22 protein-coding genes are annotated in these 25,807 nt (G+C 69.3%); 14 read left to right on the forward strand and 8 right to left on the reverse strand.

What is annotated here, in order from left to right; all coding sequences use genetic code 11:
* Nucleotides 1-34: 34 nt before the first annotated feature.
* The 3 genes from glyS to EDC22_RS14565 form a co-directional block, all read right to left on the reverse strand.
* Nucleotides 35-2,155 (reverse strand): glycine--tRNA ligase subunit beta, encoded by a 2,121-nt coding sequence (glyS, locus tag EDC22_RS14555; protein WP_132807408.1) that lies wholly within the window; start codon nucleotides 2,153-2,155, stop codon nucleotides 35-37.
* Nucleotides 2,156-2,332: 177 nt separating this feature from the next.
* Nucleotides 2,333-3,268: a glycine--tRNA ligase subunit alpha gene (locus EDC22_RS14560; RefSeq protein ID WP_132807409.1), complete on the reverse strand. Its 936-nt coding sequence runs from the start codon at nucleotides 3,266-3,268 to the stop codon at nucleotides 2,333-2,335.
* Between the two features lie 216 nt (nucleotides 3,269-3,484).
* Nucleotides 3,485-4,306, reverse strand: a complete 822-nt coding sequence (locus EDC22_RS14565) for a uracil-DNA glycosylase (protein ID WP_132807410.1) — start codon at nucleotides 4,304-4,306, stop codon at nucleotides 3,485-3,487.
* 117 nt (nucleotides 4,307-4,423) lie between these two features.
* On the opposite strand from EDC22_RS14565, the gene EDC22_RS14570 reads away from it, so the two are divergent.
* The 3 genes from EDC22_RS14570 (at nucleotide 4,424) to EDC22_RS14580 (ending at nucleotide 8,862) form a co-directional block, all read left to right on the forward strand.
* The gene (locus tag EDC22_RS14570) at nucleotides 4,424-6,097 is read left to right on the forward strand and encodes an electron transfer flavoprotein-ubiquinone oxidoreductase (protein WP_132807411.1); all 1,674 of its coding nucleotides are present in this window, start codon (nucleotides 4,424-4,426) and stop codon (nucleotides 6,095-6,097) included.
* A gap of 218 nt (nucleotides 6,098-6,315) precedes the next feature.
* Nucleotides 6,316-7,971, forward strand: coding sequence for a tetratricopeptide repeat protein (locus EDC22_RS14575; protein WP_165926922.1), 1,656 nt, complete (start codon nucleotides 6,316-6,318; stop codon nucleotides 7,969-7,971).
* A 12-nt stretch (nucleotides 7,972-7,983) separates the two neighbouring features.
* Nucleotides 7,984-8,862, forward strand: a complete 879-nt coding sequence (locus tag EDC22_RS14580; RefSeq protein ID WP_245499776.1) for a 4-(cytidine 5'-diphospho)-2-C-methyl-D-erythritol kinase — start codon at nucleotides 7,984-7,986, stop codon at nucleotides 8,860-8,862.
* A gap of 24 nt (nucleotides 8,863-8,886) precedes the next feature.
* On the opposite strand, the gene EDC22_RS14585 is transcribed toward EDC22_RS14580, so the two are convergent.
* Nucleotides 8,887-9,903, reverse strand: coding sequence for a polyprenyl synthetase family protein (locus tag EDC22_RS14585; RefSeq protein ID WP_425385534.1), 1,017 nt, complete (start codon nucleotides 9,901-9,903; stop codon nucleotides 8,887-8,889).
* Nucleotides 9,904-10,015: 112 nt separating this feature from the next.
* On the opposite strand from EDC22_RS14585, the gene EDC22_RS14590 reads away from it, so the two are divergent.
* The 4 genes from EDC22_RS14590 (at nucleotide 10,016) to EDC22_RS14605 (ending at nucleotide 12,128) form a co-directional block, all read left to right on the forward strand.
* Nucleotides 10,016-10,234 (forward strand): putative signal transducing protein, encoded by a 219-nt coding sequence (locus EDC22_RS14590; RefSeq protein ID WP_132807413.1) that lies wholly within the window; start codon nucleotides 10,016-10,018, stop codon nucleotides 10,232-10,234.
* Nucleotides 10,235-10,241: 7 nt separating this feature from the next.
* The gene (locus EDC22_RS14595) at nucleotides 10,242-11,012 is read left to right on the forward strand and encodes a tRNA1(Val) (adenine(37)-N6)-methyltransferase (RefSeq protein WP_132807414.1); all 771 of its coding nucleotides are present in this window, start codon (nucleotides 10,242-10,244) and stop codon (nucleotides 11,010-11,012) included.
* Nucleotides 11,013-11,073: 61 nt separating this feature from the next.
* A complete protein-coding gene (locus tag EDC22_RS14600; protein WP_132807490.1) occupies nucleotides 11,074-11,925 on the forward strand; it encodes a S49 family peptidase in 852 nt (283 codons plus the stop codon).
* 11 nt (nucleotides 11,926-11,936) lie between these two features.
* On the forward strand, nucleotides 11,937-12,128 hold the full coding sequence (locus EDC22_RS14605; RefSeq protein ID WP_132807415.1) for a hypothetical protein: 192 nt from the start codon (nucleotides 11,937-11,939) through the stop codon (nucleotides 12,126-12,128).
* Between the two features lie 17 nt (nucleotides 12,129-12,145).
* On the opposite strand, the gene EDC22_RS14610 is transcribed toward EDC22_RS14605, so the two are convergent.
* A complete protein-coding gene (locus EDC22_RS14610; RefSeq protein ID WP_165926923.1) occupies nucleotides 12,146-12,745 on the reverse strand; it encodes a CPBP family intramembrane glutamic endopeptidase in 600 nt (199 codons plus the stop codon).
* 250 nt (nucleotides 12,746-12,995) lie between these two features.
* On the opposite strand from EDC22_RS14610, the gene moaB reads away from it, so the two are divergent.
* A complete protein-coding gene (gene moaB, locus EDC22_RS14615; RefSeq protein ID WP_132807417.1) occupies nucleotides 12,996-13,538 on the forward strand; it encodes a molybdenum cofactor biosynthesis protein B in 543 nt (180 codons plus the stop codon).
* A gap of 199 nt (nucleotides 13,539-13,737) precedes the next feature.
* Here moaB and EDC22_RS14620 read toward each other — a convergent pair whose 3' ends face one another.
* Complete coding sequence (locus tag EDC22_RS14620; RefSeq protein WP_165926924.1) at nucleotides 13,738-14,664, reverse strand: DMT family transporter; 927 nt, start codon at nucleotides 14,662-14,664, stop codon at nucleotides 13,738-13,740.
* A 169-nt stretch (nucleotides 14,665-14,833) separates the two neighbouring features.
* Between EDC22_RS14620 and EDC22_RS14625 the strand changes: the two genes are divergently transcribed.
* The 5 genes from EDC22_RS14625 to EDC22_RS14645 all read left to right on the forward strand — a co-directional run bounded on the left by EDC22_RS14625 (nucleotide 14,834) and on the right by EDC22_RS14645 (nucleotide 20,568).
* A complete protein-coding gene (locus EDC22_RS14625; protein WP_132807418.1) occupies nucleotides 14,834-15,034 on the forward strand; it encodes a hypothetical protein in 201 nt (66 codons plus the stop codon).
* A gap of 85 nt (nucleotides 15,035-15,119) precedes the next feature.
* Nucleotides 15,120-16,271 carry an acyl-CoA dehydrogenase family protein gene (locus tag EDC22_RS14630; protein ID WP_132807419.1) on the forward strand — a complete coding sequence of 384 codons (1,152 nt, stop codon included), beginning with the start codon at nucleotides 15,120-15,122 and terminating at the stop codon, nucleotides 16,269-16,271.
* A 114-nt stretch (nucleotides 16,272-16,385) separates the two neighbouring features.
* Complete coding sequence (locus EDC22_RS14635) at nucleotides 16,386-16,838, forward strand: host attachment protein (RefSeq protein ID WP_165926925.1); 453 nt, start codon at nucleotides 16,386-16,388, stop codon at nucleotides 16,836-16,838.
* Between the two features lie 28 nt (nucleotides 16,839-16,866).
* Nucleotides 16,867-17,715, forward strand: coding sequence for a universal stress protein (locus EDC22_RS14640; protein ID WP_132807421.1), 849 nt, complete (start codon nucleotides 16,867-16,869; stop codon nucleotides 17,713-17,715).
* Nucleotides 17,716-17,868: 153 nt separating this feature from the next.
* Nucleotides 17,869-20,568 (forward strand): bifunctional acetate--CoA ligase family protein/GNAT family N-acetyltransferase, encoded by a 2,700-nt coding sequence (locus EDC22_RS14645; RefSeq protein WP_132807422.1) that lies wholly within the window; start codon nucleotides 17,869-17,871, stop codon nucleotides 20,566-20,568.
* A gap of 59 nt (nucleotides 20,569-20,627) precedes the next feature.
* Here EDC22_RS14645 and EDC22_RS14650 read toward each other — a convergent pair whose 3' ends face one another.
* Complete coding sequence (locus EDC22_RS14650) at nucleotides 20,628-22,313, reverse strand: thiamine pyrophosphate-binding protein (protein WP_132807423.1); 1,686 nt, start codon at nucleotides 22,311-22,313, stop codon at nucleotides 20,628-20,630.
* A 146-nt stretch (nucleotides 22,314-22,459) separates the two neighbouring features.
* Here EDC22_RS14650 and ilvD point away from each other — a divergent pair, with 146 nt between their 5' ends.
* On the forward strand, nucleotides 22,460-24,301 hold the full coding sequence (gene ilvD, locus EDC22_RS14655; RefSeq protein WP_132807424.1) for a dihydroxy-acid dehydratase: 1,842 nt from the start codon (nucleotides 22,460-22,462) through the stop codon (nucleotides 24,299-24,301).
* A gap of 130 nt (nucleotides 24,302-24,431) precedes the next feature.
* Here ilvD and EDC22_RS14660 read toward each other — a convergent pair whose 3' ends face one another.
* A complete protein-coding gene (locus EDC22_RS14660) occupies nucleotides 24,432-25,634 on the reverse strand; it encodes a trypsin-like serine peptidase (RefSeq protein ID WP_165926926.1) in 1,203 nt (400 codons plus the stop codon).
* Between the last annotated feature and the right edge of the window lie 173 nt (nucleotides 25,635-25,807).

Consider the following 25,807-nt stretch of genomic DNA (forward strand, 5'->3'; position numbering starts at 1 on the left):
GGGCGGCTTCTCTCGCCGGCGTGGCGCGCCGGCCCTATCCGGCGATCTTCGAGAACACCGCCACCTGATCCATCGCAGCGCGGATCTGCGAGAGCAGGCGCAGCCTGTTCTCGCGCAGCGTCGGGTCTTCGGCATTCACCGTGACGGTGTCGAAGAACCGGTCGACAGGGGCGCGCAGGCGGGCGAGCGCGGCCATCGCGGCGGCGAAGTCCTCCCGCTGCAGCGCGCAATCCGATTCGGCCGCAACCTCGGCGATGCGGTCGAACAGCACCCGCTCCTCGTCCTGCGCGAAGACAGCCGGGTCGGCATGGCCGGCATAGGCGCGGCCATCCTTCTTCTCCTCGATGGCGAGGATGTTGGCGGCCCGGCGATAGGCGGTGAGCAGGCTCGCCCCGTCCTCGGTGGCGAGGAAGGCCGCCAGCGCCTCGACCCGACGCACGATCATCACGAGATCGTCCTGGGTCTGCCCCGCCCCTGTCGCACCTGCGGCGCTCCTCGCCTCCTGGCCCAGTGCGAAGACGGCATCGACGAGATCGTGGCGTGCGCCCTCGTCGCGGAGCTGCACCTTCAGGCGGTCGGCGAAGAAGGCGAGGAGGTCGGCGGCGACATCACCGACGCCGTCCGCCCCGGCCGAGACGCAGATGCTGCGGATCGGCTGCAGAAGCCCGACCCGCACTCCGTTCCCCAGCACGATGCGGATCACCCCGAGTGCGGCGCGCCTGAGCCCATAAGGATCCTTCGAACCGGTCGGCTTCTCGCCGATCGTCCAGAAGCCGACCAGCATGTCGAGCCGGTCGGCCAGCGCAACGGCGATGGCGACCGGTTCCGTCGGCACCTGATCGCCGGAGCCCGCCGGCCGGTAGTGGTCGCGGATCGCGTCGGCGACCTCCGGGTCCTCGCCCTGCGCCAGCGCGTAGTAGCGGCCCATGACGCCCTGAAGTTCGGGGAACTCGCCGACCATCTCGCTGACCAGATCTGCCTTGGCGAGGCGTGCGGCGCGCTCGGCCTTGTCCGGGTCGGCACCGACGAGGGGGGCAAGCTCCCGCGCCAGCCGGGCGATTCGCTCGACACGCTCGGCCTGAGTTCCGAGCTTCTCGTGGAAGACGATCGACTTCAGCTTGTTCGCATGGACCTCCAGCGGAGTCCTGAGATCCGTCTCGTAGAAGAAGCGGGCATCCGACAGCCGCGCAGCGATGACGCGGGCATTGCCGGCGACGATCTTCCCACCGCCATCCGCCGCGATCAGGTTGGCGACCGTGATGAAACGCGGGGCGAGCGCTCCCTCGCCATCGCGCATCACGAAGCACTTCTGGTTGGCGCGGATGGTCAGGCGGATGACCTCGGGCGGAATCTTCAGGAACTCCGGGTCGAACGAACCCATCAGCGCCACCGGCCATTCGACGAGGCCGGCAACCTCCTCGACCAGCGGCTCGTCCTCGACCAGTTCCAGGCCCTGCGCGAAGGCGAGCGTGCGGGCATCCGTACGGATGATCTCCCTGCGCCGGTCGGGATCGAGCACCACGAAGGCGCGCTCAAGCTTCTCCACGTAGTCGTCGAACCGGCGAACGGTAATCGCGCCCGGCTTCATGAAACGGTGACCAAAGGTGACGCGGCCGGATTTCAGCCCATCGACCTCGAAGTCGACGACCTCCGTCTCTTCGGTCTCCGGCCCGAACACGCAGACGATCGACTTGAGCGGCCGCACCCATCTGAGCGAACCCGAGCCCCAGCGCATCGACTTCGGCCAGGGGAAGCGGCGAATCACTTCGGGCACGATCTCGGCGATCACGGCCTTGGCCTCGCGGCCGGGGCGGGACGTTACCGCCACGTAGAAGTCGCCCTTCTTCGGATCGGACTGGATCGTCGCCTCGTCGATCGAGGCGAGGCCGGCCGCCTTCAGGAAGCCCGCCAGAGCCGCCTCCGGCGCGCCGACGCGCGGCCCCTTGCGCTCCTCGCGCGTATCGGGGCTACGGACAGGTAGGCCGGTGATGTTCAGCGCCAGGCGTCTGGGCGTCGCGAAGGCGCGCGCGGAGTCGTAGACAAGGCCGCGCTCGACGAGGGCGTCGGTCACGAGCTTCCTGAGATCCTCTGCCGCCCGGGCCTGCATGCGGGCAGGAATCTCCTCGGAGAACAGTTCGAGCAGCAGGTCAGGCATGGACACCAATCCCCCCGCAGGCCGTCCGCGGTCTGTCCGTCCTCGCGCCAGCGGCGCCGCGCGCGGGCAGGCGGGCCGGACTCTCCTCGCAGAACAGTTCGAGCAGCAGGTCAGGCATGCCGAGGGCAACCTTCCTCACCCTCCCCTGCAGCGGAGGGTGAGGGATCCTGCGCGGCATCATGACTGAGCCCCGCCGCCCGCGGTCGCGAGCCAGGCCTCGCCACAGGCCTTGGCCAGGTCGCGCACCCGCAGGATGTAGCTCTGCCGCTCGGTGACGGAGATCACCCCTCGCGCATCGAGCAGGTTGAAGACGTGGCTTGCCTTGATGCACTGGTCGTAGGCCGGCAGCGCCATGAGATGCCTGCTCCGCCCGACATCCGCCCAGCCCGCCTCGAGATAGCTGCGACAGGCGGCTTCAGCCATGCGGAACTGTTCGAACAGCATCCCGGTGTCGGCGTGCTCGAAGTTGTGGCGGGAATATTCCTGCTCGGCCTGCAGGAAGACGTCGCCGTAGGTGACCTTGTCGGCGCCCTCGCGGCCGTTGAAATTGAGGTCGTAGACATTGTCGACACCCTGGACGTACATGGCGAGGCGCTCCAGCCCGTAGGTCAGCTCGCCGGAGACGGGCGCGCAGTCGAAGCCTGCCACCTGCTGGAAGTAGGTGAACTGGGAGACCTCCATGCCGTCGCACCAGACCTCCCAGCCCAGCCCCCAGGCCCCCAGCGTCGGGCTCTCCCAATCGTCCTCGACAAAGCGGATGTCGTGGTTCTTCGGGTCGATGCCTATCGCGTGCAGCGAGCCCAGATAGAGCTCCTGCAGGTCCGGCGGCGAAGGCTTCAGGATCACCTGATACTGGTAATAGTGCTGCAGCCGGTTCGGGTTCTCGCCGTAGCGGCCGTCCTTCGGCCGACGCGACGGCTGAACATAGGCGGCGTTCCAGTGCCGGGGCCCGAGCGAGCGCAGCGTGGTCGCCGGATGGAAGGTGCCGGCACCGACCTCCATGTCGTAGGGCTGCAGGATGACGCAGCCATAGGCAGCCCAGTAGCGCTGCAGCGCCAGGATGAGCCCCTGGAAGGAGCGGGTCGGATCGAGCGGATCGGATCGGTCGGTCATGGCGGCGCGGACCGTATGCGCGGCACACCAGGCGGTCAAGCAGGGGTCGCAGATTGGCCTGCCGGCGACCATCGCGAAATCGGCGCGCGGCGGCGGTGCGGGTTCGGACGGCCTCAGCTAGCTCAGCCTGTCGGACGCGGGATGGTCGGGGCGAGACTGCCCGCCGCCCGAGGGCCGGGCGACGATCTGGCGGATCATCGCCGCTGCCTGCCCGGCTCAGCCGTCGAGCGCCTTGCGGATCGCCAGGAAGTCGCGCCAGGCGAGGCGCTTCTGGCCGGGCTGGCGCAGCAGGTAGGCTGGATGCAGCGTGGGCATTGCCGGGATCGTGCGACGGCCGGTGTCGAAATCGAACCACTTGCCGCGCAGCCTCAGAATGCCCTCCTTGCGATCGAGCAGCACGCTCGCCGATGCGTTGCCGAGCAGCACGAGGACGTCAGGGTCGGCCAGTTCGATCTGCCGCTCGACGAAGGGCCGGCAGATCTGCGTCTCCTGCGGTGTCGGTGTGCGGTTGCCTGGCGGGCGCCAGTAGACGACGTTGGTGATGTAGACGCTCGTGCGGTCAAGGCCGATTGCGGCGAGCATGCGGTCGAGCAGCTTGCCGGCGGGGCCGACGAAGGGTGCCCCCTGGATATCCTCCTCCTGCCCCGGCGCCTCGCCGACGAACATGATGCGCGCCTGCGGATTTCCGTCGGCGAAGCACAGGTTCCTGGCCGTGAGGCGCAGCGCGCATCCGTCGAAGCCGGCGAGAATGTCGCGCAGCTGCTCGAGCGTCTCCGCCTCCCGGGCACGGGCGCGCGCGGCCATGACCGCCTCGGAGGGACCCTGCTGGGCAGCCGCGGCGGCCGGTGCCGGCGCGGACCGGGCGGTGGCCGACGACGGCATGGGGCGCGGCGTGGCGGGCGGACGCCCGCGGATCGATGCAGCACTCTCGAGGCGGTTGACCGGCAGGTTTCCGACCACCTCGTCGACGCCGGCGGCAAGCTGCCAGGCGAGCAGCGCCAGCGCCGCCCGCCGGTCCTCCTCGCGCCCGCCTGCCATAGCCCTCACCATCCGTCTCCCGTCGGTCCCATCCTAGGGCCGGCGGCAGGAATTTGCACGACGGCGCGCCATGCGTGATAAACCCGGGCGAGTGCGCCCGTCAGCAGGAGGAGACAGATGACCGACACCGAAGACTTGCCCGAACGCGACTCCATGGAGTTCGACGTCGTCATCGTCGGTGCCGGCCCCGCCGGTCTGTCCGCCGCCATCCGCCTGAAGCAGCTTGCAGCGGAAACCGGGCAGGACATCTCGGTGGTGGTGCTCGAGAAGGGGTCGGAGGTCGGCGCCCATATCCTGTCGGGCGCCGTCATCGATCCGATCGGCCTCGATCGCCTGCTGCCCGGCTGGCGCCAGGAGGAGTCGCCGGTCAAGACGCCGGTGACCGCCGATCATTTCCTGTTTCTCGGCCATTCGGGCGCGATCCGGCTGCCGAACCTGCTGATGCCGCCGCTGATGAACAATCACGGCAACTTCGTCGTCTCGCTCGGCAATGTGTGCCGCTGGCTGGCACGCAAGGCGGAGGAACTCGGTGTCGAGATCTATCCGGGCTTTGCGGCGGCCGAGGTGCTCTACGACGATGCCGGTCGGGTGATCGGCGTCGCCACCGGCGACATGGGCGTCGCCCGCGATGGCCACCGCAAGGACAGTTTCATGCGCGGCATGGCGCTGCTCGGCAAGTATGTGCTGATCGCCGAGGGCGCCCGCGGTTCGCTCGCCAAGATGCTGATCCGCAGGTTCGAGCTCGACAAGGGCCGCGAGCCACCGAAATTCGGCATTGGCATCAAGGAGCTCTGGGAGGTTCGGCCGGAGAAGCACCGCCCGGGCTTCGTCCAGCATTCCTTCGGATGGCCGCTTGATGCGCGGACGGGCGGTGGGTCGTTCCTCTATCACCTCGAGGACAACCAGGTGGCCGTCGGCTTCGTGGTGCATCTCAACTACGAGAACCCCTGGCTGAGCCCGTTCGAGGAATTCCAGCGCTTCAAGCACCATCCGGCGATCCGCGAGACCTTCGAGGGCGGCAAGCGGCTCGCCTACGGCTCGCGCGCCATCACCGAGGGCGGCTGGCAGTCGATCCCCGAACTGGCCTTTCCGGGCGGCCTGCTGATCGGCTGCTCGGCCGGCCTCGTCAACGTTCCCCGCATCAAGGGCTCGCACAATGCGATGCTGTCGGGAATTCTGGCGGCCGAACATGTCTGCCGTGCGCTGTCGGAGGGCCGGGCACACGACCGCCTCGAGGGCTACGAGCCGGCCCTGAAGGCCTCGGAGATCGGACGCGACCTGCACAAGGTGCGCAACGTCAAGCCGCTGTGGTCGAAGTTCGGGCTCTACGGCGGCATCGCCCTCGGCGGTCTCGACATGTGGACCAACACGCTCGGCTTCTCGCTGTTCGGGACGTTGCCGCACGGCAAGCCGGATCACGCCGCTCTGAAGCCCGCGTCGCAATGCCGGCCGATCGACTATCCGAAGCCGGACGGGGTGCTGTCCTTCGACCGGCTGTCGTCGGTGTTCCTGTCCAACACGAACCACGAGGAAGACCAGCCGGTTCATCTCAAGGTTCTGGACATGGAACTGCAGAAGCGCTCGGAACACGACATCTTTGCCGGCCCGTCGGGGCGCTACTGCCCGGCCGGAGTCTACGAGTGGATCGAGGACGGGCCGGATGCGCCCCGCTACCAGATCAACGCGCAGAACTGCGTGCACTGCAAGACCTGCGACATCAAGGATCCGAACCAGAACATCAACTGGACGGTGCCGGAGGGCGGCGGCGGTCCCAACTATCCCAACATGTAGCCGTCCCAACATGCGACCGCCGCGCGCCGCCGGGATACTGTTGAGAGCCCGCCGCATTTCGTCCATCATGTCATGGCAGGAAGACGATGGACGGCCAATGTCGGCCGAAGGGGGCCAGTGAATTGACAACAGCTCGGGTTGCCACTGCGTCCCGCCTTGCGCGGGCCGGCCTCGTCGTTGCCGCGCTCGCAGGCGGTGTGGCGATGTCCCCGCCGGCGATGTCGGAGACCAGCCGGATCGACGTCGAACCGAGCTCCTTCGCGGGCAACTATCTGGCCGGGCGCATGGCCGGACGGTTGAACGATGCCGCAGCCGCCGCACGCTTCTATCGTGAGGCGCTGCGCGACGATCCGACCAATCTCGACCTGCTCGACCGCAGCTTCGCCCTGTCGCTCGTCGCCGGCGATTATCCGGCCGCCTTCGCCGCGGCACAGAGCCTGTCGGAGCTCGATCCCGAGCACCGGCTGGCGAATCTGGCGCTCGCCGTCGACGCATTGCGCTCGCGCCAGTACGCCGAGGCGCGCCGGCATCTGGAACGCGCCGGAGACGGGCCGCTGGCGGAGCTGACCGCCAGGCTGCTGCTGGCCTGGACGGCCGCGGGCAGCGGCGACACCAAGGGGGCGCTTGCGACCATCCAGTCGCTGAGCGGCCCGGACTGGTACGAGGTGTTCAAGCCGTATCACTCCGGGCTGATCGCGGCGCTCGCCGGCGACGACACGACGGCGGGGCAGCTGTTCGAGCGCGCCTATGCGACCGACCAGAAGGCGATCCGGGTCGTGCAGGCCTGGGCTCGCCATCTCGCCCGCACCGGCCGCAGCGCGGAAGCCCAGGAGGTGCTCAGGGGCTTCTCCGACGTCGTCCCGAACCATCCGATCATGACGGCCGCACTTGCCGAGATCGCTGCCGGCAGGGTGCCGGCGCCGGTCGTCACGACGGCGCAGGAGGGGGCCGCCGAAGTGCTCTACGGAATCGGCTCGGCGCTCGGCAGCGAGAACGGCGAGGAGTATTCGGCGATCTATCTCCGGCTCGCCCTGCATCTGGCGCCCGGTCAACCGCTGGCGATCCTCTCGCTCGCCGACTACTTCGAGAAGGTCGGCGACCGGGAGAGTGCGGTCAACGTCTACGGCTCGGTGCCGGAGACCTCGCCGCTGCGGGTGAACGCCGACATCCACCGGGCCCTCAACCTCGACGATCTCGACCGCACCGAGGAGGCGATCGCGCTGCTCGAGCAGGTGATCGAAGCCAATCCGGATGAAACCGAGGCGATCGTCGCGCTGGGCAACATCCTGCGCGGCCGCGAGCAGTTCGCGAAGGCCGCCGAGGTCTATTCGCGCGCCATCGCGAAGATCACGACACCACAGCCGCGCGACTGGGCGCTCTACTACTTCCGCGGCATGTGCTACGAGCGCGCCAAGCGCTGGCCGCTGGCGGAGATCGACCTCAAGGCGGCGCTGGCACTGTATCCGGATCAGCCGCACGTGCTGAACTATCTTGGCTATTCCTGGGTTGATCAGGGCGTGCACCTGGACGAGGCGCTGGACATGATCAGCCGCGCCGTCGAGCTGCGCCCGAACGACGGCTACATCGTCGACAGCCTCGGCTGGGCCTACTACAAGCTCGGCCGCTACGAGGATGCGGTGCGCGAGCTCGAACGGGCGGTGGAACTGAAGCCGAACGACCCGATCATCAACGATCACCTCGGCGATGCCTACTGGAAGGCAGGGCGGAAGCTCGAGGCGCGATTCCAGTGGACCCACGCCCGCAATCTCGACCCGGAGCCCGAAGAACTCGCCAAGATCCTCAAGAAGCTGGAGCACGGTCTGGCCGATCAGCCAGGACGGGCCGCCGTCGAGCTGCGGCGCAACGATGGCTGACACCGGGCGGGCGTGATCCCGATCGCGGAGTCGGCCCCGGCCAAGATCAACCTCGCGCTCGCCGTCACCGGGCGGCGCGACGACGGATATCATCTGCTCGACACGGTCGCGGTATTCGCCGATGCCGGCGATGTCGTCGCTGCCGCTCCCGCGCAGACGCTGAGCCTTGAGACGCGAGGACCGTTCGCCGCCGGCCTTCCCGCCGATGGCAGCAACCTGGTGCTGCGCGCCGCCCGCGCGCTGCAGGCGGCAGCCCGCGCCGAAGGCCGCACGGTCGGTGGCGCCCGGCTCGTCCTCGACAAGCGGCTGCCGGTCGCCTCCGGACTCGGCGGCGGATCGGCCGATGCCGCAGCTGCACTGCGCGCGCTCGCCCGGATGTGGGCGCTGGACTGGCCGCCAGCGCGGCTCGCGGCAATCGGCCTCGCGCTCGGCGCGGATATCCCGATGTGCCTGCAGGCGCGGCCCCTGCGCGCCCGGGGGATCGGCGAGGCGATCACGCCGCTGCCGGGTTTTCCGGAGCTCCATCTGGTGCTCGCCAATCCCGGCGCGGCGGTTGCGACGGCGGCGGTGTTTGCCGCCCTGTCCGAACGGTTCACCGCAGCGCTGCCGGATCCGGCCGGTCTGACCGGTTTCGAGGCGGTCGCTGCCTATGTCGCGGCAACCGGCAACGACCTGCAGGCAGTTGCCTGCCGGCTCGAGCCGCGCGTCGGCGAGGTCATCGCGGCGCTGGCAGCAAGCCCCGGCTGCCGGGCGGCACGGATGTCGGGCTCGGGGGCGACATGCTTCGGGCTGTTCGCCTCGGCGGAGGCGGCGACGGCGGCGGCGGCGGCCATTGCGCGCCGGTCGCCGTCCTGGTGGGTCACGGCCTGCCGCACCGGCGCCGGCGGCTGATCCGACCGGACCGGTCGCGACCGGTCAGAAGCCGCGATTGACGCAGAAGTCGACGACCTCGAGCAGCGCCGTGCGATGCTCGCTCTTCGGCAGCGTGCCGAGCGCATCGCGCGCCATCGCGCCGTAGTGGCGGGCCCGGGCAACGGTATCCTCGAGCGCCCGGTGCTCGACCATCAGCGCAATCGCCCGGTCGAGGTCCGCCTCGCCGGACGCCCGGTCCCGCAGGCAGCGCGTCCAGAATGCACGCTCTTCCTCGTCGCCTCGCCTGTAGGCGAGCAGGACCGGAAGGGTGATCTTGCCGTCACGGAAATCATCGCCGACGCGCTTGCCCAGATCGGCCTGGACACCGGAATAGTCCAGCGCATCGTCGATCAGCTGGAAGGCAAGGCCGAGATTTGCACCGTAGCTGCCCAGTGCGCGGCGCTGCTCCACCCCCTGGCCGGCGACGATCGCGCCGACCTCGCAGGCGGCCGCGAACAGCGCCGCCGTCTTGGCGCGGATGACGGCGAGATACTCGTCCTCGGTGGTGGCGGTATTCTGGGCGGTGACGAGCTGCATCACCTCGCCCTCGGCGATGACGGCGGCCGCATCCGAGAGCACGTCGAGCGCCGGCAGCGATCCGACCTCGACCATCATCTTGAACGCCTGGCCGAGCAGGAAGTCGCCGACCAGCACGCTCGCCTCGTTGCCCCAGACCATGCGCGCCGCGGCCTTGCCGCGCCGCATGTCGCTCTCGTCGACGACGTCGTCATGCAGCAGCGTTGCGGTGTGCATGAACTCGACGCTGGCGGCGAGCCGTATGTGCCCCTCGCCGCCATAGCCGAACATCTGCGCGGCGGCGAGCGTCAGCATGGGCCGCAGCCGCTTGCCGCCGCTCTCGATCAGGTGGCTGGCGACCTCCGGAATCAGCTTCACGTCCGAGCCGGTCCTGGACAGGATCAGCTCGTTGACCCGGCGCATGTCGTCCGCGACCAGACCTGCCAGTCGTTCGACGCCACTCTCGGGCCCGGGCTTCTTCTGAAGGGTTGCGACGTTGCCCACGCGATCCTCGTGCCGATGACTGGCCGAGACATTAGGTTCGAGGCCGGGTCGCGGCAATAGCCGACCGCGCGACGATTTGCCTGTCCGCTGCAGGGCCGCGTAGAGTGGCGCCATGGAGGAGCTGATCCGCACCAACGATCCGGTCCTGATCTCGTTCGCAGAGTGTCTGCTGCGCGACGCCGGAATCCCCTGCATGATCACCGACCAGAACATGAGCATCGTCGAAGGCTCGCTCGGCATCCTGCCGCGCCGGCTGATGGTCGACGGCGAGGATCTCGAGGCGGCGCGCCGCCTCATGACCGATGCCGGTCTCGGTGCGCAGCTCAAGTGACGCGCCGATGGGCAGGACGCGACAGGTTGCCGCGGACACCAGCGTGGACGGCTTCCTCGGCGAGCGGCTGATGATCGCCCAGCCGCGACACGGGCATCGGTCCGGCATCGAGGCGGTGCTGATTGCCGCTGCCGCGCCGCTCGAGCCGGGCCAGACGATTGCCGATCTCGGCGCCGGCGCCGGGGTCGCCGGCCTGTGCGCACTCGCCCGGGTCGCCGGCAGCCGCGCTCTGCTCGTCGAGGCGGATCCTGCGATGACAAGGCTCGCGCGCGCGAATGCCGCGCGCAACGGCCTCGCCGATCGGGTCGAGGTGGTGGAGGCCGACCTCACCGCGCGCGGCGCGGCGGCGCGCGCGGGCCTCGCCGGCCTCGCCCACCATGCGATTGCCAACCCGCCCTTCCACGATCCCGCCGCTGCTCGGATCTCGCCGCGCAAGGCAGCTGCGCACGCCGCCCCGCCTGCCGATCTGGACGGCTGGGTGCGGTTCGCCGCGGCCGTGGTGCGGCCGGGCGGCACGCTGACGCTCATCCACCGCGCCGATGCGCTGACAGCGGTGCTGGCAGCCTTCGAACGCCGGTTTGGCGCGGTTGCCGTGCTGCCGGTGCATCCGCGCGCCGGCCTTGCCGCCACGCGCATCCTGGTCCAGGGCCGGAAGGGCAGCCGCGGGGCGCTTGCGATCCTGCCGGGCCTGATGCTGCACGGGGCGGACGGCCACGGCTTCCTGCCGCCGGTGGAGGCGGTACTGCGCCACGGCGCCGCCTTGCCGCTGCGGCCATGAGGTTGCATCGCAGGGCCGTCCACTCCATTTGTCCCGTCGGGGAGAACACTGACGCATGATGATGCTCGAACGCGTGCGCACCCTGATGCCGGCGAGCTGGCATGAACGGCATCCGCTGGTGCCGGTGGTGCGATTGACCGGACCGATCGGCATGGCGACCCCGTTGCGGCCGGGCATAACCCTGTCGGGCGTCGCGGCGGCGCTGGAGAGCGCCTTCAGGATGCGGCGCGCAAGCGGGGTTGCGCTGGTGATCAATTCACCCGGCGGTTCGCCCGTGCAGAGCCACCTGGTCTACAAGCGGATCCGGGCACTCGCCGAGGAGCACGGCAAGCCGGTGTTCGCCTTCATCGAGGATGTCGGCGCCTCGGGCGGCTATCTGATCGCGCTGGCCGGCGACGAGATCGTCGCCGACGAAAGTTCGGTCGTCGGCTCCATCGGGGTCGTCGCGGCGACCTTCGGCTTCGACAAGGCGATCGAGAAGCTCGGCATCGAGCGACGCATCTACACGGCAGGTGAGCGCAAGGTGATGCTCGACCCCTTCCAGCCGGAAAAGCCGGAGGACGTGCGGCGACTGAAGGCGCTGCAGAAGGACATTCACCAGATGTTCATCGACCTGGTCAAGGCGCGGCGCGGCAGCACCCTCAACGGCTCCGACCGGACGCTGTTCTCCGGCGAATTCTGGTCCGGCCGCAAGGCCCTGGAGCTCGGCCTGATCGACCGCATCGGCGACCTGCGCGGCGTCATGCGCGAGCGCTTCGGCGAGAAGGTGCGGCTCTTGCCGATCGCGAAATCGCGCGCCGGCCTGCTGCGCCGGCTGGTGCCCGGCACCGCGGCAGAGCTTCCCGCCGGGCTGGCGGACGAGCTCGTGTCGGCGGTCGAGGCGCGCGCGCTGTGGTCACGCTACGGATTGTAGGGAGGACGGGAATGGCGAATCCGCTCCTTATCGGCGGGCTGATCGTCGGCGGGGCGCTGGCGGCCTGGCGGGTGGTGCGCGAAGAGCAGCGGCGCCGACGGCTGCTCGAGAGACTGGCTCGGGAAACCGATGCCAAGGCTCCGATGATCGCGCTCGAACGCGATCCGGTCACCGGCGTCTACCGCCCGCGCCGCGAGAGCTGACCCGCACGGCCGTCGACTCACCTCGCGACGGCGCCGTGATAGAAATAGACACCGAGGCCGGAGGTGAACACGGCGAGCCCGGCAACCGCGTGCAGCGCCCAGGCGAGCAGGAAGGACCGGCGCCAGAGATAGGCCCACGCGAACACGATACCGCCCGCACCGGTCAGCACGACGGCCGGCCAGTTCCAGTAGAACAGATGGGCCAGCGCGAAGGCCCCGGCATTGACGAGGAGCGCCAAGCCCCGGGACGGGATCAGCACCCCGTACCTGCCGAAGAACAGCGCTCGGAACACGAGCTCCTGGGGTAGCGCCGACAGGAAGGGATAGGCGAGCACGATCGTCAGCCACAGGTCGGAATTGTAGCGCGGCAGGCCGAACAGGGCGTGCGGACGCAGCCACAGCACGAGCCCGACGCTGCCAGCGCCGACCAGCACCGCGAAGGCCGCGATGACGATCAGATCGAACCGGTTCGGCGGCGACAGCAGGTCGCGCCAGTCGAACCCGTCCGTGACCGACAGCAGCACGACGGCGATCAGGACCAGGCCGGCGAGTGCGCTCCACATCACCGTCGGCGGCAGATGGAGAGCCATGACCAGCGGCAGGGCACCGAAGATCAAGCAGAACTCGACCCACAGCCGGAGACGAGGCGGCGACGGGAGGGGCGGGGCGGCGATCGTCATCGGAGTGCACCGGGGATTGCACCGGCGGGGCAGCTGATCGGGGCCGGACCGCAGACCGGCCGTGCCGGCATGGCGAAGCCATGACACCGGCCATCGGTCGTGACGGCGGTCCGCTGGTCGCGTCCATCGCCCCTTCTGGGAGCGGACAGGTCCCGATATAGTCCTGCCACCTGCAGGAGACAGCCCCATGACCGCCGATGAGCGCAGCTTCGTGCCCGTTCGCATCGCCGTGCTGACGGTATCGGACACCAGGACGCCCGAGACCGACAGGTCCGGGCAGGTTCTCGTCGAGCGGCTGACGGCGGCCGGCCATCATCTCGCGGCGCGGCAGATCGTGCCGGACGAGATCGCGGCGATCCGGGAGGTGGTGCGCGCCTGGTCGTTCCAGCCGGACATCGATGTCGTCATCACGACCGGCGGAACCGGGCTGACCGGCCGCGACGTGACGCCGGAAGCCGTCGAGCCGCTGTTCGAGAAGCGGATGGACGGCTTCGCGTGGGCCTTCCACCATGTCTCCTACGAGAAGATCGGCACCTCGACGGTCCAGAGCCGGGCAACTGCCGGTGTCGCCAACGCGACCTACATCTTCTGCCTGCCCGGCTCGCCCGGCGCCTGTCGCGACGCCTGGGATCACATCCTTGCCCAGCAGCTCGACTACCGCCACATGCCGTGCAACTTCGTCGAGATCCTGCCCCGACTGGACGAACACATGCAGCGTCGGAAGGGATAGAGGCGGTTCGTGTCTTGGGCGAAGCATATCCGACATCTGCAAAGTCGTCCCGGCATTCGTGGGCCTCAAGGGTCGGGCCGAGGAGGCCGGGTGGCGCCATGCCTTCCCGATCGAGCGCTTGCGCGAGTGTCCATGACGAGCGGTTCGCCGGCCTCAAGGGTGGGACGGACACCGGCACCACCGGGGACGGTCGAGCGCTTCAGGCAGTGCCGCGTCGCAACGCCCGCGACAGGCGCCGTCCGATCCGGCCGTCGATCGCCGTGAGACCCAGCGCGATCAGTGCCATGCCGACACCGGCCCGCGCGTCGAGGCTCTCATCGAGGACCACGACGCCGAGCAGCACGGCGGTGACGGGAATGAGCAGCGTGACCAGCGACAGGTTGGTCGCCCCCGCCGACCGGACGATGCGGAACACCAGCAGGTAGCCGAAGGCGGTCGACAGCAGCGCCAGACAGAGAACCGAGACGATCGTCGGTGGACCGGGCATGGCCGGAGTCCATCCGGGGACGAGGGCAAGCGTGATCGGGATCATCATCACGGTGGAGGCCACCATCTGGCCGGCAGCGGTGGCGAGCGGCGGCCGGTCGGAGAAGCGCCGCGCCCAGATGCCCGAGAGCGCGTAGCTCATCGCCGCCGCCAGCAGTGCCGCCTGCGCCCACAGGTCCGCCCTTGCCCCGGCAAGCGCGCTCGGACCGATCAGCACGGCGACGCCGGCAAGGCCGAGCACGACGCCGGCGAGCTTGCCGACGGTCATCTTCTCGTCGTCGGTCAGCACCTGCGCCAGCAGCACGGTGAACAGCGGCGTCGCCGCGTTGAAGATCGCCGCGAGCCCGCTCGGCACCTCGGTCTGTGCCCAGGTGATCAGGTTCCAGGGAATGATGTTGTTGAGGATCGACATCACCGTGATCGGCAGCCACCAGGCGACCGTCAGCGGCAACCTCATCCCGGAGAGCCCGGCGACCGCGACGAGGGCGAACCCGCCGATCGCCACGCGCGCCAGCACGATGACCGGCGGCGGCAGCTCCTGGACGGCGAGGCCGACAAACAGGTAGGAACCGCCCCAGACTACCGACAGCAGCACGAGCTGGCCCCAGTCGGCGAGGCTCATCGAGCGGTGGATGGACATGGGCTGCCGCCTCCGGCGCGGTGACACCGCGCGCGGCGCGGCTGCAGCGCTCTTAGCGCACTTGCCCGCCAGTGTCTGCCTGGCAGATGAAACGCGGAGCCGCCATCCCGCGTTGTTGCTCCACAGGCCCCGATACGCATTGCGGGGACATCGCAAGGAGCAACGACTGATGAACGCGACCGCGACGCAGCATGCCGACACGGCGAAGAAGCGCAAACTCGACCGCGAACTGGACGAGGAACTGCAGGATTCGTTCCCGGCCAGCGATCCGCCCGCCTTGACCCAGCCACAGCCCGACACGGACGATCTGCCGGCCGGCGCGTCGAAGCGGTCGGACAGGCCGAAGCACGCGCGGCCGTCGGGGCGCTGACCGGTCCGTTGCTTCGCCGCGCGTTGCCTGTCGGCGGCTTCAGGTCTATCAACCGTTGCCATGGCTGGCGACGGAGGCACCTTCGGTGTTCGAGGCGACGGAAGACCAGGAACTGATCCGCGCGACGGCGCGGCGGATCGCGACCGAGCGGCTGGCGCCGCTGGCGCCAGTCCTCGACAGGGGCGAAGGGCGCGACGACTTCCTCGCCAACCTGAAACTGCTCGCCGAGAACGGCTTCATGGGGCTCAACGTCGATCCCGCCTATGGCGGCACCGGCGCGGGCACCGTCGCCTTTGCGGTGGCGATCGAGGAGATCGCGCGCGGCTGCGCCTCGACGGCAGTGACCACTTCCGTTACCAACATGGTTGCCGGCGTCATCGAGGCCTGCGGCAGCGAGGAGCAGAAGCGGACCTACCTGCCGCGGATCTGCGACGGCACCTACCCTGCCGCCGGATTCTGCCTCACGGAGGCCAGCGCTGGCTCAGATCCGGCGGCCATGCGCACATCCGCGCGCAGGGACGGCAACGAATGGGTGCTGAACGGCTCGAAGAGCTACATCACCAGCGGCGAGTATGCAGGACTGTTCGTGGTGTGGGCAGTCACCGACCCGGAGGCGGGCAAGGGCAAGGGTATCACCTGCTTTCTCGTCGAGGCCGGCACCCCGGGCGTCCTCATCGGCCCGGCCGAGCGGAAGATGGGCCAGACCGGCTCGGCGACCAACACGATCATCTTCGAGAACTGCCGCATTCCGGCGTCGTCGGTGCTCGGCGCCGTCAATGACGGCTTCCGTATTGCGGTCGGCGAACTGGCCGGCGGCCGGATCGGCATCGCCGCGCTTGCGCTCGGGCTCGCACGCGAAGCGATGAGCCTGGCCATCGCCCATGTGCGCGAGCGCCACCAGTTCGGACGCGCCCTCGCCGAGATGCAGGGCATCCAGTGGATGATCGCCGACCGGGAGACCGAGCTGGAGGCCGCCCGTCTGCTGATCCTGCAGGCCGCCGCACGCAAGGATGCCGGCAAGCCATTCGCCCGCCAGGCGTCGATGGCGAAGCTGTATGCGACGGAGGCGGCCCAACGGGCGACCTACACCGCCCTGCAGCTGCATGGCGGCGCCGGCTATATCCGCGATCTGCCGCTCGAGCGTCTCGCCCGCGACGCGCGCGTCACGACGATCTACGAGGGAACGTCCGAAATCCAGCGCCTGATCATTGCGCGCGATATCCTGCGCGACGGTTGACCGGCGGTCCCTCACCGGTCGTGACCGTGATCCCGGTGTTGACCGCGATCAAGGTAGAGGCGCACTCTGCGGGCCATTGGCGGGGGGCGTGCGCGGCAAACCTCGGAGGTCGTCGTGGTTCAGAAGATCGTCACCTGGATCGTCGTGGCCGACGGTGCCCGTGCGCGGGTGTTCGTCAACGAAGGGGTGGGCAAGGGCGTCACGGAGCGGCTCGATCGGGCCTTCGTCGGCAGCCGGCGGCTGAACCAGGATATCCAGGCCGACCGGCCTGGCCGCGCCTTTGAAAGCACCGGGCAGGCTCGCCACGCGATGGAACCGCGGACCGATCCGCACCGCCACGCCGAGCGCGAATTCATCCGGGAGTTCGTTGCCTGGCTTGCGGAAGAGGCCCGGACGAGCCCGATGGACCGCCTCGTGCTCATTGCCGCACCACAGACGCTCGGCGACCTGCGCCAGCTGCTCCCGAAGCCGCTCGCTGCGAAGGTCACCGGCGAGCTTGCAAAGGACCTGACGCGGGCCACACCCGGCGAGATCGAAGCGCAGATCGGCGGCATCCTCGCCGCCTGACGTCACCAACCGAGGGACGGAGGCTCACATGGGCTTGAAGGACATTCTCGTACAGATCGACACCGAGGGCGCCGGCGCGGCGAGCGCGCACCGGCAGAGCTTCGCGCTGTCGCTTGCTGCGGCCCACGACGCGCACCTGACCGCCGTCGCCTTTGCGCTGGAGCCGACGATTCCGCCGATGATCATGGGCGAGGTGCCCGGAGCGCTGCTCGAAAGCCAGCGCAAGCGCGCCCTCGATGCGGCCAACGCGGCGGCGGCGGCGTTCACGGCGGCAGCCGACCGCGCCGGCGTGAGGAGCGAGGTTCGGGTGATTTCCTGCACCGAGTCAGCCGCCCCGCCGACGCTCGCGGTGCATGGCCGCACCGCAGATCTGGTGATCGTCGGCCAGTCGGAGCCGGACGACGTCCTCGCGATCCGTGACCTGATGACCGAGGCTGTGCTGTTCGAGTCGGGCCGCCCCGTCCTGGTCGTCCCCTATATCGGACCCGACGAGGCCAGGATCCGCAACGTCATCGTGGCCTGGGACGGCCGCCGCGAGGCGAGCCGGGCAGCCAACGAGGCCCTGCCGCTGCTGGTCAAGGCCGACGCCGTGTCGGTGGTCGTCGTCGGCGACAGTGCGCCCTCGGCGCGGGCGGGCGAACCGGGTGCCGATCTGGCCCTGCATCTGGCCCGGCACGGCATCAATGTCTCGGTGAAGCGGATCCCCGATACGGGTATCGATGTAGCCGACGCGTTGCTGTCCCATGCCGCGGATACGGAAGCCGACCTGATCGTCATGGGCGGTTACGGCCACTCGCGGCTGAGGGAGTTCGTCCTCGGCGGAGCCACCCGCGGCATTCTCGCCTCGATGACGCTGCCAGTGCTGATGGCACATTAGGCCGGCGCGCAGCGGACAGCCCGGCGGCCGCGGCGGTTGGCGGCGGCCCCCGAAGGCGGCGGAACGTCCGCCGCCTTCTTCGTTTCGTCATGCAGTGAGGGCATCACGTTCCGCAGGGCGCGCCCCCGCACAGCAGCCATCGGACCAGGCGCCATGAGCATCCGGAACCTCGACAAGGCATTCTCGGCCAGATCCGTCGTCCTCGTCGGCGCCAGCCCGCGGCCGGGCTCGGTCAGCGGCGTCATCCTGCGCAATCTCGCCGACGCCGGGTTCGCCGGCGACATCCACCTCGTCAACCCGCGCTACGGCGAGATCGGCGGGCGCCCTTGCCATCCCGACCCGGGTGCGCTGCCCGCTCCCGCCGATCTGGCGATCGTCGCAACCCCGCCCGAGGTCGTTCCGGAGGCGGTCGCCGCACTCGGGGCCGCCGGCACCCGTGCCGTGGTCGTCATCACGGCCGGCCTCGGCGCCGGCCCCGGATCGCTGCGCCAGCAGATGCTGGACGCCGCCCGGCCCCACACGCTGAGGGTGTTCGGACCCAACTGTGTCGGACTCATGGTCCCGCCGATCGGCCTGAATGGCAGCTTTGCCCATGCCAGCCCGCTCAAGGGAGACCTGGCGCTGGTCTCGCAATCCGGCGCCGTGATCACCACCGTCATCGACTGGGCGAACGACCGCGGTATCGGCTTCTCGGCGATGGTCTCGCTCGGCGACATGGCCGACGTCGATTTCGGCGACCTGCTCGACTGGTTCGCCGCCGATCTGCGGACGCGCGCGATCCTTCTCTATGTCGAAGGCATCACCAACCCGAAGAAGTTCCTGTCGGCAGCGCGCGCGGCGGCGCGATCGAAGCCCGTCGTCGTGGTGAAGTCGGGCCGGCACGAGGAGGCGGCGAAGGCGGCCGCCTCGCACACCGGCGCGCTGGCCGGCGCCGATGCGGTCTACGAGGCCGTGTTCCGACGGGCGGGCATGCTGCGGGTCGACGATCTCGACGAACTGTTCGACGCGGCCGAGACACTCAGCCAGATCAAGCCGTTCCGCGGACGGCGCCTGGCCGTCTTGACGAATGGCGGCGGCCTCGGGGTCATGGCGGTCGACCGGCTGGTCGATTTCGGCGGCACGCTGGCACCGCTGTCCCCTGATACGATCGGCCGGCTGAACGCGGTGCTGCCGCCGACGTGGTCGCACGGCAATCCGGTCGACATCATCGGCGATGCGCCGCCGCAGCGCTATCGCGGGGCGCTCGAGGTGCTGCTCGCCGATGCGAGCACCGATGCGGTGCTGGTGCTGAACTGCCCGACCGCGCTTGCCTCAAGCGCCGAAGCGGCACAGGCAGTGGCGGATGTCACACGCGAGCATCATGGCCGGCACTGGCCGCGCAAGCCGATCTTCGCCGCCTGGCTTGGCGGCCGCACGGCGGAAGCGGCAAGGCCGGTGTTCCAGGAGGTCGGCATCCCCACCTTCGCCTCGACCACGGCGGCCGTGCGCGGCATCCAGCATCTGGTCAAGTATTCCGATGCGCAGGAAGCGCTGCTGCGCACGCCGCCGAGCCTGCCGTCCGACTTCTCCCCGCGGCCCGAGCAGGCGCGCGCGGTGATCCGCGCCGCCGTGGCGGAGGGACGCGAATGGTTGCGCTCCCCCGAGATCGCCGCGGTGCTGTCGGCTTACGATATCCCGATCGCGACGGCCCAGTCCGCTGCCGATCCGGCCGCGGCCGCCGAGCTTGCAGCCCCGATCCTTGCCCGGCATGGCGCCTGCGCGGTGAAGATCTTCTCGCCCGACATCCTGCACAAGACCGATGTCGGCGGCGTCCGCCTCGACCTGACCACCGCCGCCGACGTGGAAAAGGCGGCAAGGGAAGTCATTGCCGCGGCCCGTGCGGCACGTCCGGACGCGCGCATCGACGGCGTCACCGTCGAACCGATGATCCGCCGCCCCGGCGCGCGCGAGCTGATCTGCGGACTCGCCGACGATCCGGTGTTCGGACCGGTGATGCTGTTCGGCCAGGGCGGGATTGCCGTTGAGGTGATTCGCGACAAGGCACTGGCACTGCCGCCGCTCGATCTGAGCCTCGCCCGCGACCTGATCTATCAGACACGCATCTCGCGGGTGCTCGAAGCGTTCCGCAACGAGCCGGCCGCAGACATCGACGCCGTGGCGCTGACGCTGGTCAAGATCTCGCAGCTGTCCGCCGACATCCCGGAGGTCTTCGAGCTCGATCTGAACCCGCTACTCGCCGACGCAGACGGTGTGATCGCGGTCGACGCCCGCATCCGCGTCGGTCCGGAGCCACGCGTGGGACGGCACGGCGTCAATCCGCGCTTCGCGATCCGTCCCTATCCGAAACAGCTCGAAGGCCGCATCACGACCCAGGATGGGCTGTCGGCGGTGGTCCGCCCGATCCGCCCGGAGGACGAACGGCTCTACAAGGCGTTCTTCGAGAAAGTCGACACCGGCGACCTGAGGCTGCGCTTCTTCACCCCCAAGCCCGACCTGTCGCACCGGTTCCTGGCACGCCTGACGCAGATCGACTACGCACGCTCGATGGCGTTCGTGGCGCTCGACCCGGACAGCGGCGACCTGCTCGGCGTCGTCCGGATCCACGCCGACGCCGATCACGAGACCGCCGAATACGCCATCCTGGTCCGCTCCGATCTGAAGGGCCGCGGTCTCGGCTGGGCGCTGATGAAGATGATCATCGACTATGCCCGGTCCGACGGGTTGAAGCGGATCCGCGGCGAGGTGCTGCGGCGCAACACGACGATGCTGGCGATGTGCCACGAGCTCGGCTTCGCCCAGATCCGCTCCGAGGACGACCCGGATATCGTCGAGGTCGAGCTGGATCTGGCCTAGACCCGCCGCGCAACCCGGTCGATCGGTCCTCTACCGCCCCCAGCAGGCGGCAGGCGGGATCACCCCGCCTCAGCCAGCGCCTTCTGCCGGATCGCGTCGATGGTCGCGGTCGGCGTGATCGCCTGCGGATCGACCTTGACATGAATCAGCGCCGGCTTGCCGGAGGTCACTGCCCGCTCGAAGGCCGGTGCAAACTCCTCGGTCGCCTCGACCGTCTCGCCATGACCGCCATAGGCGCGGGCAAGCATCGCGAAATCGGGATTGGTCAGATCGGTCGCGCTGACGCGGCCGGGATATTCCCGCTCCTGGTGCATGCGGATCGTGCCGTACATGCCGTTGTCGACGACGATGACGAGGATCGCCAGCCCGTACTGAACGGCGGTGGCGAACTCCTGTCCGTTCATCAGGAAGCAGCCGTCGCCGGCGAACGCGACGACCATGCGGTCGGGATTGAGCCGCTTGGCAGCCACGGCGGCTGGCGTGCCGTAGCCCATCGAGCCAGAGGTCGGGCCGAGCTGGGTGCCGAATCGCCGGAATCGGTAGAACCGGTGGATCCAGATCGAATAGTTCCCCGCGCCGTTGCAGATGATCGCGTCCTCCGGCAGCCGGTCGCGCAGCCACGACATGATCCTGCCGTAGTCGGCCCGGCCTGGCAGTGGTGGCGGGGTGTCGCTCCAGGCCCGGTAGGCGGCGTTGGCGGCCCGCGTCTGCGCCGCCCACGGACGCTCGGCCGGCGCCGTCAGCGCTGTCGCTGCGGCAGCGAACGAGGCCGGATCGGCATGGATGCCGAGCGCGGGCGCATAGACCCGGCCGATCTCCTCGGCGGAGGGATGGACATGCACCAGCTGCTGGCGCGGCGCGGGGATGTCGAGCAGCGTGTAGCTTGACGACGGCATCTCGCTCATGCGCCCGCCGACCAGCAGGAACAGATCGGCCTCGCGCAGGCGTCGGAACAGGGCCGGATTCGGCCCGATGCCGACGTCGCCGAGATAGTTCGGATGGGTGTTGTCGAACAGCGACTGACGGCGGAACTGGCAGCCGACCGGAAGGTCGAAGGCCTCCGCGAAGCGGCGGATGTCGGCGACCGCCTGCGCGCTCCAGCGACTGCCACCAAGGACCATGACCGGCCGGCTTGCTCCCGCCAGCATCTCGCCAAGGCGCCGCATGGCGGCCGGCGAAGGGCTTGTCGGCACGGGCTCGGCCCGCGGCGTTGCCGGTACCTCGGCCAGCTCCGTCAGCACATCCTCGGGCAGCGCCAGGACGACTGGGCCGGGGCGGCCGTTCATCGCCGTCATGAAGGCGCGGTGGACGAACTCCGGGATGCGGTGCGGATCGTCGATCTCGGCGGCCCACTTGGTCATGGTGCCGAACACCTGGGCGTAGGCGATCTCCTGGAACGCCTCGCGGTGGCGCATGCCGCGCTCGACCTGGCCGACGAACACGATCATCGGGGTGGAATCCTGCGAGGCAATGTGGATGCCGGCCGACGCGTTGGTGACGCCCGGCCCGCGGGTCACGAAGCAGATGCCGGGGCGCCCGGTCAGCTTGCCGTAGGCATCCGCCATCATCGCCGCGCCGCCTTCCTGGCGGCAGACCGTCACCGCGATCGGCGCATCGTGCAGGGCGTCGAGAACCGCCAGATAGCTTTCGCCGGGCACGCAGAATATGTGATCGACCCCCTGGGCCAGCAGCGCATCGACCAGAATGCGCCCGCCGGGCCGGGCCGCCATGTTTGAACCTGTCATTTGAGACTCCCTGTGCGCGGCGCCATCATAGTCGGCGTCCGCGATTAGGCCAGAGACGACGGGCCGGCGCAGGCAAAGCTTGCCGACCCGGTGCTTCCGCCTTAATTGCGCTGCCAGAAGGCCCCGACGCCGCCCAGGAGACGCCCATGCCCCCGTATCGCTCACGCACCACGACCCACGGCCGCAACATGGCCGGCGCCCGCGGCCTGTGGCGCGCCACCGGCATGAAGGACTCCGATTTCGGCAAGCCGATCATCGCGGTGGTGAACTCCTTCACCCAGTTCGTGCCGGGACACGTGCACCTCAAGGATCTCGGCCAGCTGGTCGCCCGCGAGATCGAGAAGGCTGGTGGCGTTGCCAAGGAATTCAACACGATCGCCGTCGACGACGGCATCGCCATGGGTCATGACGGGATGCTCTATTCGCTGCCCTCGCGCGAGATCATCGCCGACAGCGTGGAGTACATGGTCAACGCGCACTGCGCGGATGCGATGGTGTGCATCTCCAACTGCGACAAGATCACGCCCGGCATGCTGATGGCTGCCATGCGGCTCAACATTCCGGCCGTGTTCGTGTCCGGCGGCCCCATGGAGGCGGGCAAGGTCGTCTGGGAGGGGAAGGAGCGCGCGGTCGATCTCGTCGACGCCATGGTCGTCGCGGCCGACTCCCGCGTCTCCGACGCCGAGGTCGCGGTCGTCGAACGGTCTGCCTGCCCGACCTGCGGCTCGTGCTCGGGCATGTTCACCGCCAATTCGATGAACTGCCTCACCGAGGCGCTCGGCCTGGCGCTGCCGGGCAACGGCTCGACACTCGCAACCCACGCCGACCGCAAGCGGCTGTTCGTCGAGGCAGGGCACCTGATCGTCGATCTGGCGCGCCGCTACTACGAGCAGGACGACGCGCGCGTGCTGCCGCGCTCGATCGCGAACTTCAAGGCCTTCGAGAACGCGATGACGCTCGATATCGCCATGGGCGGCTCGACCAACACGGTGCTGCACCTGCTGGCAGCCTCCCACGAAGGCGAGATCGGCTTCACCATGGCCGACATCGACCGGCTGTCGCGCCGCGTGCCTGTCCTGTGCAAGGTGGCGCCGTCGGTCGCGAACGTCCACATGGAGGACGTGCACCGGGCCGGCGGCATCATGGGCATCCTCGGCGAGCTCGACCGGGCCGGGCTGATCGACACCAGCGTCGGCACCGTGCATTCCGAGACGCTCGGCGATGCGCTGGAGCGCTGGGACATCCGGCGCACCAGCAGTCCGTCGGTTCACGAATTCTACCGGGCGGCGCCCGGCGGCGTGCCGACCCAGGTCGCGTTCAGCCAGGACAGGCGCTACGAGACCGTCGACGACGACCGCCAGACCGGCGTGATCCGCGACGCCGCCCACGCCTTCTCGAAGGATGGCGGCCTGGCGGTCCTGTACGGCAACCTCGCCGAGGACGGCTGTATCGTGAAGACGGCCGGCGTCGACGAGTCGATCCTCAAGTTTGCCGGGCCGGCGCGCATCTTCGAGAGTCAGGACTCGGCCGTCGACGGCATCCTCAACGGCGGCGTCGCCGCCGGCGACGTGGTGGTGATCCGCTACGAGGGTCCGCGCGGCGGCCCGGGCATGCAGGAGATGCTCTATCCGACCAGCTATCTGAAGTCGAAGGGGCTCGGAAAGGCCTGTGCGCTGGTCACCGACGGGCGCTTCTCCGGAGGAACGTCCGGCCTGTCCATCGGCCATGTCTCTCCCGAAGCCGCGGAAGGGGGAACGATTGCCCTCGTCGAGGAGGGTGACCGCATCGAGATCGACATCCCGAACCGACGTATCGAGCTGATGGTGGCGCCGGACGTTCTCGCCGCGCGGCGCGCCGCCATGGAGGCGCGCGGCGAGGCGGCCTGGAAGCCGGCCGCGCCGCGCAAGCGCAGGATCACGACGGCGCTGAAGGCCTATGCCGCGCTGACGACCAGCGCCGCGCATGGCGCCGTCCGGAAGATCGACTGAGCGGCCGTCGCCGGCAGCCGGCGGCGCCAGCTGCCGCGCCGACAGGGAAGGCGGCGCGGATGCTGCCGCATCCGCGTCGCGTCCGTCTCGGGCGCAGCGGTCTCGGGCGCAGCGGTCTCGGACAAGGCGATCAGCAATAGGCCCTGGTCTGGGCGTTGGTGCAGGTGTCGCGCACCAGCGCGCCGATGTTGCCGGCCCCGAAGCTGCCGTACTGCGCCGCCGGGTATTCGCGGTTCTGGCCGAAGAACGAGGCACCCTGATTGTTGACGCCGGGCGTCGTGTAGCCATAGCTGGTGACGCCGACCACGATGTTGGACGCAGCTGACCTGCCGAGCGAGGCCTGGCCGGCCGCCACCCTGGGGCGCGTGCCGAAATTGACCAGCCACGGGCCGCCGGAGGAACCGCCGGTCTGGGCCGAGCCGATCGAGGTGTTGCGCAGATCACCGTCCTGCACGTACCAGCCCACCGCATCCGTGCGCTGCATCTGGTAGCCCTGGTCGAAGGCAGCGGGATAGCCGAGCTGGGTGATCTGCACCGTCCGGGCGTTGCCGAGGAACGGCGAAGCACGGTAGGAATAGCCGTTCCAGGCATAGCCGTACCAGCCGACCAGATCGCCGACGTAACGGCCCCGGCTGTCCGTCTCCAGCACGACGGTGGCGATGTCGTTGTTGCAGACGATGCCGACGGCCGCCGGATCGCAGGTGTCGGTGCCGTTGACGTAGGGCGTGGGGACGTACATCCGCCGCGCAACCCAGCCGCCATAAGGCTGCCTGGCGGTGTCGCCCGAGATGTTGGCCGGATACCAGAGCACCTCGTCGGCCCAGCCCTCGGCCCCCTGCCCATAGTTGAAGACGCAGTGCGCAGCGGTGATCAGCACGCTCTTCTTGATCAGCGAACCCGTGCAGACATACCAGTTCGACCCCCACCGCGCGTAGATCTTGCCGGTGGCGCGATAGGGGAAGCTGGTGACCGGGGTGCGCGAGGCCGTGGAGGACGGACCGAGCGTCGAGACAGCGACGCGCGCCGTCGTATAGGGCGCAGTCGAGGTGCCGAAGGCCTCGGCGCCGGAGTCCGCGACAAGGCGACCGCCCTCTTGCGAGGACGCGACCGCCCCGGGCTTTCCGGTGATCGCGGGCGCGACGCCGCGGCTGCTCCGGGCGCGAGCGACAGCCTTGTCATACAGCGACCCCGGAGCAAGCGGCATTCGGCTGATGCCGGGTCCGATCGGGCCGCTGAGACCGGCACGCGGGATCAGACCGTCGGCGGTCCGCAGCGGCGAGTGGCTGATGCCGGCCGAGACCTGTGCCGACGCAAGTGCGGGTATCAGAAGCATCGACGCGGCGAGGCCTAGAGCCAACGCCGCAGAGCGGGCAAATGGTGCCATTTCGAGTTCCTGCAGATGATGATGGTCGAGAACGCGGTCATATCGAGCCGTCCTTCGGGGAGCGATCTCTGACCCCGAATACATCCGCGGGAATGACGAATTGATTAAGCATGGCTTGCAAG

Source organism: Tepidamorphus gemmatus, assembly GCF_004346195.1.
In the GTDB taxonomy this organism is placed as follows: domain Bacteria; phylum Pseudomonadota; class Alphaproteobacteria; order Rhizobiales; family Tepidamorphaceae; genus Tepidamorphus; species Tepidamorphus gemmatus.

Coding starts and splice junctions, on each gene's coding strand:
- glyS (WP_132807408.1), bottom strand. CDS start 2,155: ATGCCTGACCTGCTGCTCGAACTGTTCTCCGAGGAGATTCCTGCCCGC.
- EDC22_RS14560 (WP_132807409.1), bottom strand. CDS start 3,268: ATGACCGACCGATCCGATCCGCTCGATCCGACCCGCTCCTTCCAGGGG.
- EDC22_RS14565 (WP_132807410.1), bottom strand. CDS start 4,306: ATGGCAGGCGGGCGCGAGGAGGACCGGCGGGCGGCGCTGGCGCTGCTC.
- EDC22_RS14570 (WP_132807411.1), top strand. CDS start 4,424: ATGACCGACACCGAAGACTTGCCCGAACGCGACTCCATGGAGTTCGAC.
- EDC22_RS14575 (WP_165926922.1), top strand. CDS start 6,316: ATGTCGGAGACCAGCCGGATCGACGTCGAACCGAGCTCCTTCGCGGGC.
- EDC22_RS14590 (WP_132807413.1), top strand. CDS start 10,016: ATGGAGGAGCTGATCCGCACCAACGATCCGGTCCTGATCTCGTTCGCA.
- EDC22_RS14595 (WP_132807414.1), top strand. CDS start 10,242: ATGGGCAGGACGCGACAGGTTGCCGCGGACACCAGCGTGGACGGCTTC.
- EDC22_RS14600 (WP_132807490.1), top strand. CDS start 11,074: ATGCTCGAACGCGTGCGCACCCTGATGCCGGCGAGCTGGCATGAACGG.
- EDC22_RS14605 (WP_132807415.1), top strand. CDS start 11,937: ATGGCGAATCCGCTCCTTATCGGCGGGCTGATCGTCGGCGGGGCGCTG.
- moaB (WP_132807417.1), top strand. CDS start 12,996: ATGACCGCCGATGAGCGCAGCTTCGTGCCCGTTCGCATCGCCGTGCTG.
- EDC22_RS14620 (WP_165926924.1), bottom strand. CDS start 14,664: ATGTCCATCCACCGCTCGATGAGCCTCGCCGACTGGGGCCAGCTCGTG.
- EDC22_RS14625 (WP_132807418.1), top strand. CDS start 14,834: ATGAACGCGACCGCGACGCAGCATGCCGACACGGCGAAGAAGCGCAAA.
- EDC22_RS14640 (WP_132807421.1), top strand. CDS start 16,867: ATGGGCTTGAAGGACATTCTCGTACAGATCGACACCGAGGGCGCCGGC.
- EDC22_RS14645 (WP_132807422.1), top strand. CDS start 17,869: ATGAGCATCCGGAACCTCGACAAGGCATTCTCGGCCAGATCCGTCGTC.
- EDC22_RS14650 (WP_132807423.1), bottom strand. CDS start 22,313: ATGACAGGTTCAAACATGGCGGCCCGGCCCGGCGGGCGCATTCTGGTC.
- ilvD (WP_132807424.1), top strand. CDS start 22,460: ATGCCCCCGTATCGCTCACGCACCACGACCCACGGCCGCAACATGGCC.
- EDC22_RS14660 (WP_165926926.1), bottom strand. CDS start 25,634: ATGCTTCTGATACCCGCACTTGCGTCGGCACAGGTCTCGGCCGGCATC.